11 protein-coding genes are annotated in these 14,236 nt (G+C 38.1%); 6 read left to right on the plus strand and 5 right to left on the minus strand.

The window, feature by feature from the left end:
• Nucleotides 1–229: 229 nt before the first annotated feature.
• From GQR52_RS13230 to GQR52_RS13240, 3 genes are all read right to left on the minus strand, one after another.
• Nucleotides 230–3,157, minus strand: coding sequence for a TonB-dependent receptor (locus GQR52_RS13230; protein WP_165728745.1), 2,928 nt, complete (start codon nucleotides 3,155–3,157; stop codon nucleotides 230–232).
• Between the two features lie 412 nt (nucleotides 3,158–3,569).
• The gene (locus GQR52_RS13235) at nucleotides 3,570–4,268 is read right to left on the minus strand and encodes a metallophosphoesterase (RefSeq protein WP_165728746.1); all 699 of its coding nucleotides are present in this window, start codon (nucleotides 4,266–4,268) and stop codon (nucleotides 3,570–3,572) included.
• Nucleotides 4,269–4,482: 214 nt separating this feature from the next.
• Nucleotides 4,483–4,731 carry a YfhL family 4Fe-4S dicluster ferredoxin gene (locus GQR52_RS13240; RefSeq protein WP_165728747.1) on the minus strand — a complete coding sequence of 83 codons (249 nt, stop codon included), beginning with the start codon at nucleotides 4,729–4,731 and terminating at the stop codon, nucleotides 4,483–4,485.
• Between the two features lie 218 nt (nucleotides 4,732–4,949).
• On the opposite strand from GQR52_RS13240, the gene GQR52_RS13245 reads away from it, so the two are divergent.
• On the plus strand, nucleotides 4,950–5,843 hold the full coding sequence (locus tag GQR52_RS13245; protein WP_165728748.1) for a LysR family transcriptional regulator: 894 nt from the start codon (nucleotides 4,950–4,952) through the stop codon (nucleotides 5,841–5,843).
• Between the two features lie 44 nt (nucleotides 5,844–5,887).
• Here the strand turns inward: GQR52_RS13245 and GQR52_RS13250 are convergent, their stop codons facing one another.
• Nucleotides 5,888–6,760, minus strand: coding sequence for a DMT family transporter (locus GQR52_RS13250; RefSeq protein WP_024591184.1), 873 nt, complete (start codon nucleotides 6,758–6,760; stop codon nucleotides 5,888–5,890).
• 627 nt (nucleotides 6,761–7,387) lie between these two features.
• On the opposite strand from GQR52_RS13250, the gene GQR52_RS13255 reads away from it, so the two are divergent.
• The gene (locus GQR52_RS13255) at nucleotides 7,388–7,768 is read left to right on the plus strand and encodes a GreA/GreB family elongation factor (RefSeq protein WP_165728749.1); all 381 of its coding nucleotides are present in this window, start codon (nucleotides 7,388–7,390) and stop codon (nucleotides 7,766–7,768) included.
• 231 nt (nucleotides 7,769–7,999) lie between these two features.
• Here GQR52_RS13255 and yegQ read toward each other — a convergent pair whose 3' ends face one another.
• Nucleotides 8,000–9,385, minus strand: a complete 1,386-nt coding sequence (yegQ, locus tag GQR52_RS13260; protein ID WP_165728750.1) for a tRNA 5-hydroxyuridine modification protein YegQ — start codon at nucleotides 9,383–9,385, stop codon at nucleotides 8,000–8,002.
• A gap of 279 nt (nucleotides 9,386–9,664) precedes the next feature.
• On the opposite strand from yegQ, the gene ndk reads away from it, so the two are divergent.
• The 4 genes from ndk (at nucleotide 9,665) to GQR52_RS13280 (ending at nucleotide 14,231) form a co-directional block, all read left to right on the plus strand.
• On the plus strand, nucleotides 9,665–10,096 hold the full coding sequence (gene ndk / locus GQR52_RS13265; protein ID WP_007377442.1) for a nucleoside-diphosphate kinase: 432 nt from the start codon (nucleotides 9,665–9,667) through the stop codon (nucleotides 10,094–10,096).
• A 167-nt stretch (nucleotides 10,097–10,263) separates the two neighbouring features.
• A complete protein-coding gene (locus tag GQR52_RS13270; protein ID WP_007583420.1) occupies nucleotides 10,264–11,394 on the plus strand; it encodes a bifunctional tRNA (adenosine(37)-C2)-methyltransferase TrmG/ribosomal RNA large subunit methyltransferase RlmN in 1,131 nt (376 codons plus the stop codon).
• A gap of 126 nt (nucleotides 11,395–11,520) precedes the next feature.
• On the plus strand, nucleotides 11,521–13,365 hold the full coding sequence (gene pilW / locus GQR52_RS13275) for a type IV pilus biogenesis/stability protein PilW (RefSeq protein WP_165728751.1): 1,845 nt from the start codon (nucleotides 11,521–11,523) through the stop codon (nucleotides 13,363–13,365).
• A complete protein-coding gene (locus GQR52_RS13280; RefSeq protein WP_165728752.1) occupies nucleotides 13,362–14,231 on the plus strand; it encodes a RodZ domain-containing protein in 870 nt (289 codons plus the stop codon). Before pilW ends, GQR52_RS13280 begins: the two co-directional genes overlap by 4 nt.
• Nucleotides 14,232–14,236: the final 5 nt, after the last annotated feature.

Genomic DNA, 14,236 nt, shown 5'->3' on the forward strand with positions numbered 1-14,236 from the left:
GGAGATTCGAGCGGGGGTCAATGTTTTATTTCAGCTTTTTGACAATTAAATGAATTTAGTATGAAAGCTATACAAATAAAGGGCTGCAGAGCTTTTTCTGCCTATTAAACAACCAACATATGAGCAGTTAAACTATCTGCATAGATAAAACTACAATATTAGGTCCTGTTAGGCTAAGCCAACTACATTTTTTAGTTGGCGTTTAATAAAGTATTACGTATGCCGTTAATTAAAAACTATAATTAAAGCCTGCGTAATAGCGTCGTCCTGAATAGCTTGAGTTAAGTAATCGTGCATCTGTATCATCACCTAAACGCGTTACCGATTCCGACTTAGTTAAATTAATAACAGCAGCTGTTAAGCTTAGCCCTTCATACAAATTAACCGATGCATTAACATCAACCTGTTCGTATGGATCTTGATATACATTTAACCCACTATTAATGCCTAATACTGTCTCCCCTCGTTTGTTATATGAAGCGCGCACATTAAAAGCGTCACCTTCATAATAAACAGAGGTGTTGTACTGATACTTTGCACTGCCTATTAATGCCGACTGACCAAACTCTTCACCATTTACTGTTACATCTGCTTTATTGGTTTTGTTATAGGTGTAGTTTGCATAAAAACCAAAGCCATTATCAAACGCATGCTGGATAAATACTTCCGCGCCTTTAGATACTGCATCGGTACCATTGCCTACAGTACTGTACGGAGCTATATTAATGGTTCCTGCATCTACTATATTATTTTTACCGGCAAAGTTTTGCTCTACATCAATTATTAGTGGCACAACAAAGTTATCTACTTTCTTATGAAAAAGTGCCAATCCAACCGCAGAACCCTTTGCATAATAATACTCAATAGATAAATCAGCTTGCACCGATTCAAATGGCTTCAAGTTTTTATTACCACCACTACCGCTAAAACCTGGCTGTTCATTAAATTCAGCTCTATCATTTGCCCATTCATCCGATACAAACGTAATACGCTGCTGCGCACCTAAATCGCTGTAATCAGGACGAGACATTACTTTTGCTATTGCCCCACGAATAACTAAATCGTCAGTTGCATCCCACGCTATATTAAAGCTTGGTAGTATTTGAGTGTCTTCGTTTTGCTGAGTGACTAATTGATAGTCTTCTACAAAGCGTGCATCACCAGTTACTGGCTCGCCTGTTTCATCATTTGTGTGATCTAATTGGTAGGTATATAAGTCGGTAGATGAAGTAAATGTTTTTGTTTGCACAACACGCACGCCAAAATTACCTCTTACTTCACTAAATTCAAAATCGCCTTGTATATAAAAAGCAGATATCTTCTCTTCAATGTCGTAAACAAAGTTATCTTCAATGCGTGTATAAGGTACATAGTTAGCAGTGACCATATCGCGGTATTTGTCCCAGTCGATACTTGGCATTTGGTTTATATCAAAACCCCCTACTATATTACTCTCACTTGTAAATACATTTTGAGCTAATGGCATTCCACCATTCCATTGGTAGCTATCAAAACGAGTAATACCTTGCTCGCTTGCTTCGCCCGCAGCAATATCAAAATTAGGATCTAAAAAGAAGGTATTACCAGTTTCACGATGAAGCGTGGAGTTACGGTATTTAACACCGGTTCTAATTGTTTTTAAAAAGCCCCAATCAACATAAAAATCCACATCAGCTTGGTAATAATCTTCTTCTAACTCACTGCGTACAAAACTTGAGTTTGAAGAGCCCGCATCACGACCGCCTCCAATTCCATTTTGCAAGTTAGCTAGTATATTTGGGTCAATATTAAGTGACACATTATTTTGGTTGAGTGACCAGCCTGCCATTTGAGCAGCATTTTGAATAGCAGTGGCGTTTTCGCCCGCGTTTGAGCTTTTATATGCAGCTTCCCAGCTTTCTTCCGGCCCCCCTTCTGATTTTGTATTACCCACGACAAAGCGCGCTTTAAAATTATCGCCTTCATAAGTTAAATTAAAATCAAAGGTATCGGAGGTGGATTCTTCACGTACATAACTGCCGCGCATCCATGGAAACTGCATATCACTTTCAATACCGCTTGCCATCGCATCGTATTGCATACCTGTAACAATAGCGCCCGACTCATCAAGATTTACATCAGTTAAAAAATCAGAATTTAAAGACCACTCAGGTATATCAATCACAGATTCAGTTCTGTCTTGGCCGAGTGTAAAGCCAAAGTAATTAAATCCAAGCTCTAAACGATTTGTTGGTCGCCACTGTGTACTAACTTGAATTCCTTCGCGCTCACGTTTTTCGTTAAGAACTGAGCCTCGCACAACTTGTGGAAACCAAACACCATCGTAACTGTTGCCGTTTGCATCATTAATAGTATCCCAACCATTATTGTTATTAACTGCGTTACCATTTATATCTGTAGGTTGTCCACCGCCAGTGTAGCGCCATACATTTGCATCAGTTCCTCCCGAAAGTGTCCTGTTTGTTCGTTCCTGATAGGTATAGCCAACTAATACACCAAAGTTTTCGTTGTCGTTTTTCCATGAATATAAACCCGTAAACTGCGGTTCGTACTCTTTTGTAACATCAGCGTAAGTACTCTCTACATTAAATACACCTGAGTTTGCATCCATACTCAAAGGCTTTCGGCTATGCATTAATACAGTACCACCAACCCCTCCTTCATCTAAGCGTGCCTCTGGCGATTTATAAACCTCTACACTTTCAATCATCGAAGACGGTAACAAAGCATAATCAAACGAACGCGAAGGCTCTCCCGGAGAAGACGCAATAAAATTACCATTAAGCTGTGTAAAAGTTAGCGCCGACGACAAACCACGAATACTGACTGATGAACCTTCTCCGCCGTCACGCTCAATTACCACACCAGGAACACGCTGAAGAGAGTCCGCAACGTTTTTATCAGGGAACTTCCCAATGTCTTCCGCTGTAATTGCATCAACCACTGAGCCAGACATGCGTTTTACATCTAAGTTTTCGGCCATACTTGAACGGATGCCACGTACCTCTATTACTTCCATATCTTTTGTGTGCTGCGAGTTTTCGTTTTCTTGCGCTGCAAAAGCACACGTAGAACCCAAAGCAGAAAAAATTGATACATAAAGTGATGACTTACAAAACGTTGAAAAAGGGAAAGGGTATATACTTGCTACTATCATGTGAGAGGCTGTTCCATTTAAATCTGCTCATAAAACTAAAGCGAGAAGTTAGTCCTTTTACGCAAATTATTCACGTAATGGCAAAAATTGTTCCCAATTCTACACAGCCAAACTTAACCGTTTGTTAACCAACAATATAAAATCGAGTGAATCCTCTTTTAACTGTATTTATACCTATTAAATGAAAGCTAAAATCCAGCCCACACATCAAAGCCGCTCTCAATTAATAAACTAAGAGCGGCTTTGTTGTATTTAATAGCTTAATAAAATAATTACGGTGCATAAATCATCATAGAGTGTATAGAAAAAACAAAGGGGGATAATTAGATGTGGTAGTCAGCAGCTTACATTTTAAAAAGCAAAGCTGCCGAATGATATTTGAAAGAAGTAACAATTGCTAAATAGCGCTTGGTTAATCAAGCGTAGCAATAACCTCTGAAAGCTCGAGTAATGTAGGCTTTCCACCATAATAATTGGTATCTATATGATAGCTATTACCCACCCAGAAAGGTGCTTTAGTTGAGTTATGTCCATGTATTGAAAAGTCGACTCCATGACTTTTAACTACCTTATTTTGTTTAACTACTTCGCGATCCCACAATAGAGATTGCACAATCACCGATTTATCATCAGGGTAATTTTCCCAATCCCACGATTGTGCAAATGTATGAGACAACCCAACTTTATAACCGCGATATTCAAGTACTATTGAAAGAGGTTTAGTTAGTAACTCATCGCACATAACATTGAGCTTTTCACTCGATACCGACTTGTGCCAATTGCCACCATTGTCAGTCCATAATTTAAAAGCCGCTTCATCATTACTTAATAATGATTCCAACATTAAATGCTCATGATTACCTAATATCATACATGCCCTAATGGCTTGTAAGTATGTGAATAAGTCATATGTTTTATCCCCGCGATCAACAAAATCGCCTAGGCAAAACAAAGTATCTCTTTCAGGGGTAAAATTTACGTTATTAAGTGCGTTTTTTAAGGCCGGTAAATCACCATCAAGATCGCCAATTACAAACACTCGGCACTCATCATTAATAAATATTGCTTGTTTTGAAGATACAGCCTGAATAGCGTTAATACCTATATGCAAAATAGACTCCTATAGAATGCAATCTAAAACTTAGATTAATACTTGAGTTTATAAAGCCTTAAGGTAACACAATATAATTGATAATTAATGAAGGTAATAAAATTTGATTGAAACTAAAAATGCATGACAGCGGACTTTAACTACAAGCTAAATAAGTAATGTAGATAGTTTTTAGCCAATAGTAAAAAGCGGCTTAGCAAAATACCTGAACAAGTTATAAGTTCGTTAGCAGCACAAACTTATCAGCCAGCTCATCTAAACTTTCACGCTTATTAGGATCGGGCTTTATACAGTCAATAGGGCAAACACTTACACAAGTAGGTTTATCATAATGCCCTACACACTCAGTACATTTACTTGCATCTATTTGGTATATTTTAGCGCCCATATAGATAGCCTCATTAGGGCACTCTGGGTCACACATATCGCAGTTAATGCATTTACTATTTATGAGTAGAGCCACTTTTTAGCCTTTTCAATTAAAGTTCATATAAAACAAAAAATGAAAAAATAGAACATTTACTGCTTTATTTTAAATTATATGATTAACAGCGTTAAATTATGCATTTTATTGACTTTTTCTTTGTTGATCTTTATCAATAAAAACTTCTGGCTTCTCTAATGAAATTCTAAAGCGTCGCTGTTAATATTGCCTACATCCTAAACAATAAAGTAGTTCTGATGGCAGCTAGTTATTCTCTCGATGATTTACGTTACTTTTGCACCATAGTAAAATTAGGTAGCTTTAAAAAAGCATCAACAAGCCTTGATATGTCACTATCAACTTTGAGCCGTAGAATACGTTTATTAGAGCAGACTCTGCAATTAACACTCCTAAATCGAGATGCCCATCGAGTTACACTTACGCATACTGGCGAGTTATATTACGATCGCTATCGTAAACTGTTTGATGAAGTAGAGTGTATAGAGCAAGCACTTTGTGATGAGAAAAACCAACCTAAAGGGAAAATTAGGATCTGTGCACCCATTTACATGGGTAAACATTTTTTAAGTGCTATTTTTTGTGATTTTTTACTGCAGTATCCCGATATTCAACTAGATTTACGCTTTTCAAATAACCTTATTGATATTGAAAAAGAAGGGATTGATATAGCGTTTAGAGTAAGAAATCCTGCCATTGATAATTGGGTTATTAGAGAACTAAAGCTTACTCATAATGTATTGTGTGCTCATCCTGACTATGATTATCAATCCATCACTCATCCTGAGCAATTAGAAGAGCAACCAAAAGTTACGTGCGTTGGGTTGGTACCGTGGCAATTAAAAAATCAGCAAACGAGTGAAGAGTACAGTTTTAATCCAAACACACATGTTCGATTAGAAGTTGATGAAATTCAAATGATGAAACAAGCAGTTGAGTCTGGTGTGGGTATTAGCTACATCCCTGATTATATAGCATTACCACTTATTAAAGCAGGAAAGCTTAAACACATTCTTCATGATTGGCAAAGCAAAGGGCAGCCATTTTCTATGCTTTATCGCGACAGAAAACAAATCCCTTATCGAGTGCGATTACTTATAGAGCATACACTGCAACACTTCACTAAAATGTAGCAGTGTAGGCTTTTCACAGCAAAGTAATTAAGCTAATTCATCTTTTAAAAACTAAGCCTTAGTACAATTACACCTAAAAATGCCGTTGTTAATCCTATAACTTCTTGGCGTGTAAAAGACTCTTTTAGAATTATGCGTGAGTACAGCAAAATAATTAAAATGTTCATTCCTGAAATTGCCGACACAAGCCCTGTATTACCAATTGCAAAAGCCGATATTATTGCAACCATGCCTGCTACATTTGTTAAACCAATAAGTAACCCGCATGAGAATGTTTTACCGGCAGACCAATACGCTTGAGAGCTGCCTTGCTCTGCTAGCATTTTTTTACGCTTTACTAACCAACTAACGGCAAAAAGAAAGCTACCAAACCCAAACATAGACGTTAAAGTTGCAAACGTATCCGCCTCAAGAAGCGTTGATTGCTTACCCATTAAATCATTAAATGCAAAGGACAGTGCCGCCAGTAATCCCCATTGCGCGCCTTGTAAGTTACTTAATGAGATATCGCTGGAGTAGCGAATAATATAAAGGCCGCCAAAAATAATAAAAAAGCCGATTAATTGAATAACAGTTAAGGTTTCTTGCCATAATAAAAAGGCAAATAAAAGCACAAATAAAGGCGTTAACCCCGACAGAATACTAATTAAAGACGCTTTCCCAACCGAAAACCCTTTGTGTAAAAACCCATTAGCCGCAAAAGATCCAAAACCTAAAGCGAGTCCAACAGTAATGTCAGCCCAGCCGTACCATGTGTGCTCAAACACCACAGTACCTAGCGCACTAATTATAAATCCCACAAAAAAAACACCGAATAATAATAGATTACGATTAATCTTTTTTTGTGACGTCCATTGGTACATTATTCCTCGCGCACCAAAAAAAACAGTGGCGAGTAATGCAAAAATTATCCACATATAAGTGAGACCCTTTATAATTTACTTTGATAAACCCGAATAAAAAGTGGTTATTTAACATTGTTGAATGGAGTAACTATTACATAAAGGTTCAGCAGTAAAGCACGTAGCCACTACAAGAGCGTTACCCGATACCTAGCTTCTACTCTATAAAATAAGCAGCTTAGGCTTCACATAATAAAATACTAGCCACACAATTACACTTTAATAAACAACAACACCAGTATATTTAATCTATAAATATTATAAATAGGCATAAGTGGCACTATAGATCCCATAAATAGCACTTAACTATTTAGTCGCTTAGCTTCAATCAAATAGTGAGCAACTAACACACAGAAATAACAACAATTTAGTGAAAAAAACGAATTTATAAGAACATAAAAAAAACAGTTTTAAACTGTCATTTTATCGCCAATATATTTTTAACCTAAAACTCAATTGACTTTATTTTTAAACTCAATATGATTGATTTAAACAAAGAGGATAATATGTTTACTTTAATCACATATCTGCTAAAAACAAATACCACCTTCGGAATTTAAGCCGAGTGTAACCCTTACACTCGGCAGTTACACTGTACCTTTATATATTTAAATTCGATTTAGTTTTTGTGGGGATTAGTCCGTGCTTTCTTTTCTGTTCGAGCGTAAAAAATCTTTCCTGTCTAAAAATGACTTCACAGACGCAGCGGTACTATTACAACCGTTAAAGCTTGCGTATTTACTACAAGAAGTCGAGTATTCACAGCGGCCTTGGTCAAAATTCAATCCGCATGTAAAAATTAATAGCACGGTGGTTATTAAAAATATAACCACCGGTTTTAAGCGCCGTATAACTTTAGTGCCTCCAAACCAACGAAGGCACTTTATTAATGACGTATCATTTCACTCTCCTCTTGGGGTCGCTCTTTTAGGGCATAAAATAAATCATATTATTGAATATAAAGAAGCTGGGGAATCCCACCTTTGGGAAATAATAGCCATTAATATTAAGGAGGAAATATAGAGTAAATTATTTCAATTTTTATTTATTAATTTTATATATTTAATTGGAGTTATTTGTAATGAGTAAAGAAAAACCTAAAAAACATGCAAGCAAAACATTAAAACAAAAACGTAAAGAGCGAAGAGATAAGCTAAAGCAGCTTGAAAAATAATTAATATTATTTTAAATAAAGTCGCAAACTCGGGGTTTTTATAACCCCGAGTTTTTTGAAAAAACTATATTCAGCTGTAGCTAAACAGCTTGTTTAAATGGATTACGAGTATCTTGGTGTTCCTCAAGATTACGCATTAAAATAGCATGCGCTAAGTTAATGTCTTCATCTAGCAGTATTTTTACAATGTGACCGGAGCCTTTAGCATCGCTAATACTTTCGCCCTTTTTGTTTTCCATATATTCAAGCTTAAAAGTAAAGTTACCTTGTGGTGTCATAAGCTCTAAAGAGTGGCCTGTACAAAATTTATTTTTAACGTCTATTTCAACTAATCCATTTTCGCAGCGCTCAAGTACTTCTCCCACAAATTGCTGCTTAGTTGATACCGAATGGCCGTATTCATAATTTTGATAATCTTGATGGGCATGGCGTTTTAAAAAGCCTTCGGTATAACCACGATGTGCTAGATTTTCGAGTGTTTTAAATAAGTTAGTATCAAATGGTTTACCCGAAGCTGCGTCGTCTATTGCTCTGCGATAAACTTGTGCTGTGCGCGCTACATAATAAAATGACTTAGTACGCCCTTCTATTTTTAAACTATGTACACCCATTTTTGTTAACTGCTCTACGTATTGCACAGCGCGTAAATCTTTTGAGTTCATAATATACGTGCCGTGTTCATCCTCAAACGCAGGCATATACTCACCAGGGCGACCTTGTTCCTCTAGCATAAATACATCGTTACTTGGCGCGCCTTCACCCAGTGTAGGAATAACCTGTTTGGGGTCAATTTTATGCACCATTTCGCCAGTTTCGTTCTCAACACCAGGTTTTACATCGTAATCCCAGCGACATGCATTAGTACATGTGCCTTGATTTGGATCGCGCTTATTTATGTAACCAGAGAGCAAACAACGCCCCGAATACGCCATACACAGTGCGCCATGTACAAACACTTCAAGTTGGGTGTCTGGGCAGAGTGTGCGTATTTCAGTTATTTCTTCGAGCGACAGCTCCCGCGATAAAATAACGCGTTCAATTCCCTGCTTTGCCCAAAATTGTACACTCGCGTAATTTACCGCATTCGCCTGTACCGATAAGTGGATCGGCATGGCAGGCCATTTTTCACGAACAAGCATAATTAAACCAGGGTCTGACATAATTAGCGCATCGGGTTTCATCGCAATAACCGGTTCTATATCACGTAAATACGATTTAACTTTAGCGTTGTGCGGTGCAATATTAGACACCACATAAAACTTTTTATTTTGCACATGCGCTTCACTAATTCCTACTTGCAGAGTATCTAGGTCAAACTCATTATTACGTACACGCAAACTATAGCGAGGCTGCCCTGCATAAACCGCATCTGCGCCATAAGCAAACGCGTAGCGCATGTTTTTTAAACTGCCTGCGGGGCATAATAATTCAGGAATAAAAGGCATTGAAGAAATAACGGGTGACATGTGCGCTCCATACATCAAACTGGGTTTAAGCCAGTTGCATAAGTAGTTAACCTAAACTCTGAAAAATAAATCTATCCCAAGCAGAATTCAGATTAGTCATTAACAAATAAGTAAACAGAAGCGCGGCAGTATAAATGCGGTCAATAATTTGCGTTTGATCGAGATCACAAAACGGCAACCAAACTGGTTTTTAATAAAATTAGGATTTTTCACTTAAAACGCGTATAATTCGCGCCCGTTAATATTCACACTTTTACTTAAAATTATTGGAGCATAAAGATGGCTTTAGAACGTACTTTTTCAATCGTAAAACCTGATGCAGTTGCTAAAAACCACATTGGCGCTATCTACAACCGTTTCGAATCTGCTGGCCTTAAAATCGTTGCAGCTAAAATGGTTCACCTTTCACAAGAGAAAGCTGAAGGTTTCTACGCTGAACATAGCGAACGTCCTTTCTTCGGTGCTTTAGTATCTTTCATGACATCTGGTCCAGTAATGGTTACAGTTCTTGAAGGCGAAAACGCTGTTCTTAAAAACCGTGAAATCATGGGTGCTACTAACCCTGCTGAAGCACTAGCTGGTACTTTACGTGCAGACTACGCTGATAGCATCGACGAAAATGCTGTTCACGGTTCTGACGCTGTTGAATCTGCTGCTCGCGAAATCGCGTACTTCTTCGCTGACGAAGAGCTTTGTTCACGTACTCGTTAATTCGAATTCGTTAACATATTGAAAAGGGCTTTCGGGCCCTTTTTTAGTCATTACGTAAAGTATTAATCAGAAACTCATGATGTTTTACTTAATGATTAAAGTGAGTGAATTGTGTACAATTCGTCCTCGTAAATTTTATCTCCACCGTCACCGATTGAGGTTGTTTCATGACCGAGCAAAAAAAGATTAACTTATTAGATTTAAACCGAGAAGCAATGCGCGAGCTATTTGCATCGTTCGGTGAAAAGCCGTTTCGTAGTGACCAGGTGATGAAATGGATTTATCATTTTGGCGTAGATAACTTCGACGATATGAGCAACGTAAACAAAAAGCTTAAAGAAAAACTTAAAGCTGAGTGCGAAATTGTAGCGCCAGAAATCACTGTGCGCCAACAAGCAAGCGACGGTACTATTAAGTATGCACTTATTCTGGAAGGCGGCCAAGAAGTAGAAGCCGTTTGGATCCCTGAAAAAGAGCGCGCTACGTTATGTGTATCATCACAAGTGGGTTGTGCTCTTGAATGTACTTTTTGTTCTACTGCTCAACAAGGCTTTAACCGTAACTTAAAAGTATCTGAAATTATTGGTCAAGTTTGGCGTGTAGCTAAAGATATAGGCCTTGATGGTCATAGCGAAAAGCGCCCAGTAACTAACGTTGTAATGATGGGTATGGGCGAGCCTTTACTTAATCTTAAAAACGTAGTGCCAGCAATGGAACTAATGATGGACGATTGGGGCTTTGGTTTATCTAAGCGCCGCGTAACATTAAGTACTTCAGGCGTTGTACCTGCTCTTGATTTACTAAAAGAGAAAATTGACGTAGCACTGGCTATTTCACTTCACGCACCCGATAACGCACTGCGTGACATTTTAGTGCCAGTTAATAAAAAGTACCCTATTGAAGAATTTTTAGCCTCGTGTCGTCGTTATATCGATGGCTCAAAAGCAAATAAAGATGTAACGGTTGAATACGTTATGCTTAACGGTATTAACGACAGCACCGATCAGGCGCATGCATTAGTGCAAACGTTAAAAGGCACACCTTGTAAGGTAAACCTTATTCCGTTTAACCCGTTTCCGGGTAATGAATACACGCGCTCAAGCAATAGCCGTATTGACCGTTTTTCAAAAGTATTACAAGCAGCAGGCGTTACCTGTATTGTGCGCCGAACTCGCGGTGACGATATTGACGCTGCTTGCGGACAGTTAGTAGGTGATGTAGTTGACCGTACTAAACGTTTAGCTAAAAAGAAAATGCGTGACGATAACGCAATTAGCGTTAATATCCACCAAGCATAATCTGTAACCACCCTATGTTAATTAGTCATGTAGGGTGGTTAAGTTGTTTATTTTTAAATAAATGATGCAACAACAAAGGTTTTAGGTAAGATAGGCGCCATGGACTAAAAATAAAGAGATAAGGTAATGCGATCTATACTTGCTATAACACTATCAACACTTGCCTTAAGTGGCTGTGTTAGCGAAAGTAGTTATAACGGCAGTAATAAGCCCGTCGTCGAAAATAAAATTAATAATACTGGCGCAGCACGAACACGAATTGCTTTAGCCCTACAGTATTTAAAAACGGGTAATAACTCTCAAGCCAAATACAATTTAGAACGTGCAGCTGCATTTGCTCCTGACCTACCTGAAGTACATTACTCTCTTGCTTATTACTATCAACAAGTAGGCGAAAACCCGCTAGCTGATAAAGCCTACCAAAAAGCACTCGAAATAAAGCCTGACGATCCTAATACCCTTAATAACTACGGCGTGTTTTTATGTGGTATTGATGAATACGATCGTGCAACTGATCAATTTTTAAAAGCCATTGAAGTACCAAGTTATATTCGCGTTGCCGAAAGTTACGAAAATTTAGCCTTGTGTGCTATTGAATTTGATGATTTTGAAAATGCAGAAAGTTACTTTCAACAGGCACTTAATCACAGCTCTCAGCGTACATCTACGTTAATTAGTTTAGCAGCGCTGTATTACGCAAAAAGTGACTTATACAAAGCCAGTGAACTTTTAAAACGCTACGAAAGCACAGGTCGAGTATCTTCTCGCGCATTAATGCTTAGCTACCTTGTAAAAAACAGAATGGGCAGAATAGAAGAGGCTGAAAAAATTTCCAGCACTATCTTACAAACTTACTCTAGCAGTAACGAAGCCTATGCATTAAAAGAGAAAAGAACACGTTTTAATGAGTTTGAAATACTGCGAGAAAAATACCGTAAAGCGCAGTTAAAAGAACTAAAAAATGACGAAAGCGGCGCGCACGTTAGTTCAAAACCAAAAATAAAAGTAATCAGAAAGAAACGTTCACCACAAGACGGTTCAACAAGCTTGGTAACAAACGACGAGCAAAAAACAGATAAAAAGATCGCAATAGCAAATAACCAAGATGTAAATCCAGTTATAGTAAGAGAAAAGCAAGCTAAGGCGGTACAAAACACGGCCAGTAAGCAAGCCGATGAAACAGCCGTAATAGCAAAACAAATAACAACTCAAAAAGAAGATGCTCCTAAAGTCGTCGCGCCAAGCAAACCTACCGATACATCGGCTGTTATGCTTGCACTTACTACTGAGCACGACTCTGCAGATTCCGTAGTAGCTGCACCTAAAAAAGCTAAGCCCGTTTACGAACCTCAAAAAGAAGCTATAGCAGCAAAGCAACCAACTAAAGCTGATGACGAAGTTACAATAATTTCGTTTGGCGCACCTAAAACAGGCCAGTTTAATTCGCAGCAAACTAGTAACTATAGTAATTCAGCACCGGCTCCGGCAGTTACTAATCAAAAAAATAGTAGCGACGTGGTATTCTACGAGGCGACTAAAAATACAACCGTATTTGAAAACAGCAACTATAAAAATGATGCTGATATTGAATTTAAAAGTTACGAAGCAGTACAAAAAACAGAGCTCCCAATGCTTAACCCTAAAGTATCGCCTTTACGCGTGCCATTTCACGTAATTGCTGTTGGCGAAAACCTATTTAGCATTTCGGTGCGATACAATGTTAAACTACAAAAGCTCCTGCAATGGAATGGTCTAAAAGAGTCGGATCGGGTAATGAATGGAAGTAAAATATACCTAAACGATCCAAATATTTATTACGAAATTAAAGCTGGTGATTCCCTTTACGATATAGCTACCCAGCGGCATGTATTAATTGATGAATTAATGCGATGGAATAAATTAAGTCCTGATATAGCACTAAAACCAGGGCACAAACTTTTACTAGTGGATCCAGACTCATACAAATTATGAATGACGAAAATACGCAAACACAGAGCGAACAGCCAACTGTAGGCCAAATATTAAAAAATCATAGAGAGCAAGCGAACGTTAGCATAGCGACTATTGCTGCACCGTTAAAGCTGTCTGAACTTCAAATTAAACGCCTTGAAAATGATGAATTTGCATTACTCGGCCCTATCACTTTTGTTAAAGGCTATATAAAAAATTATTGCCGTGAATTAAAAGTAGACAGCGCACCTATATTAGCGATGATGCCCGCACCACCGGAGCCGACTAAGCCCGCTAATATGCAGAGTTTTTCGCGCCGAACAGAAAAAGAAGCAAACGACAGTCGCTTAATGTTTTTTAGCTATTTAATTTTAGCGATTGTTATTGGCTCATCTGCTTTATGGTTTTGGCAAAACGCGACACCTATTGAAGAGCAAACCAGTAACATAAACGTTGCCAACTCAAAAATGAGCGAGCGCCAAGCCGCTCAACCCAGTATTTCAGAGCAACAGCAACAAGCCGAAATTGACGATGAATCATTATTAGAATCACAAAGCACGTCTAGTGAAACATCAACAAGCCCAGAAATAGTTAAAGAAACGGCTCCTATTGCTTCTAACAACGCAAGCCAAGACGATGCTAGCAGTACAATTGTTATGAACTTTAACGGCGAAAGTTGGGTTGAAATTTACGACGGCGAAGGCGAAAAAATAGCATTCGGTGTTAAAAAAGCAGGCTACATTATGACCGTAAGTGGCACGCCTCCTTTTTCAGTTGTGCTTGGTAAGCATGACGCTGTAGACATTACTTTAAACGGCGAACCTGTAGATGTTTCTGCATTTCCTAAAAACCGTTTAGCCAAATTTACATTACCACTAGCAGAGTAGTCGCT

It is taken from the genome of Pseudoalteromonas sp. 31A1 (genome assembly GCF_011378815.1).
In the GTDB taxonomy this organism is placed as follows: Bacteria; Pseudomonadota; Gammaproteobacteria; order Enterobacterales; family Alteromonadaceae; genus Pseudoalteromonas; species Pseudoalteromonas arctica.

What these genes read in the sequence shown, in the direction of transcription:
- GQR52_RS13270 (WP_007583420.1), top strand. Translation starts at nt 10,264, where the DNA reads ATGACCGAGCAAAAAAAGATTAACTTATTAGATTTAAACCGAGAAGCA.
- GQR52_RS13250 (WP_024591184.1), bottom strand. Translation starts at nt 6,760, where the DNA reads ATGTGGATAATTTTTGCATTACTCGCCACTGTTTTTTTTGGTGCGCGA.
- ndk (WP_007377442.1), top strand. Translation starts at nt 9,665, where the DNA reads ATGGCTTTAGAACGTACTTTTTCAATCGTAAAACCTGATGCAGTTGCT.
- GQR52_RS13245 (WP_165728748.1), top strand. Translation starts at nt 4,950, where the DNA reads ATGGCAGCTAGTTATTCTCTCGATGATTTACGTTACTTTTGCACCATA.
- yegQ (WP_165728750.1), bottom strand. Translation starts at nt 9,385, where the DNA reads ATGTCACCCGTTATTTCTTCAATGCCTTTTATTCCTGAATTATTATGC.
- pilW (WP_165728751.1), top strand. Translation starts at nt 11,521, where the DNA reads ATGCGATCTATACTTGCTATAACACTATCAACACTTGCCTTAAGTGGC.
- GQR52_RS13280 (WP_165728752.1), top strand. Translation starts at nt 13,362, where the DNA reads ATGAATGACGAAAATACGCAAACACAGAGCGAACAGCCAACTGTAGGC.
- GQR52_RS13230 (WP_165728745.1), bottom strand. Translation starts at nt 3,157, where the DNA reads ATGATAGTAGCAAGTATATACCCTTTCCCTTTTTCAACGTTTTGTAAG.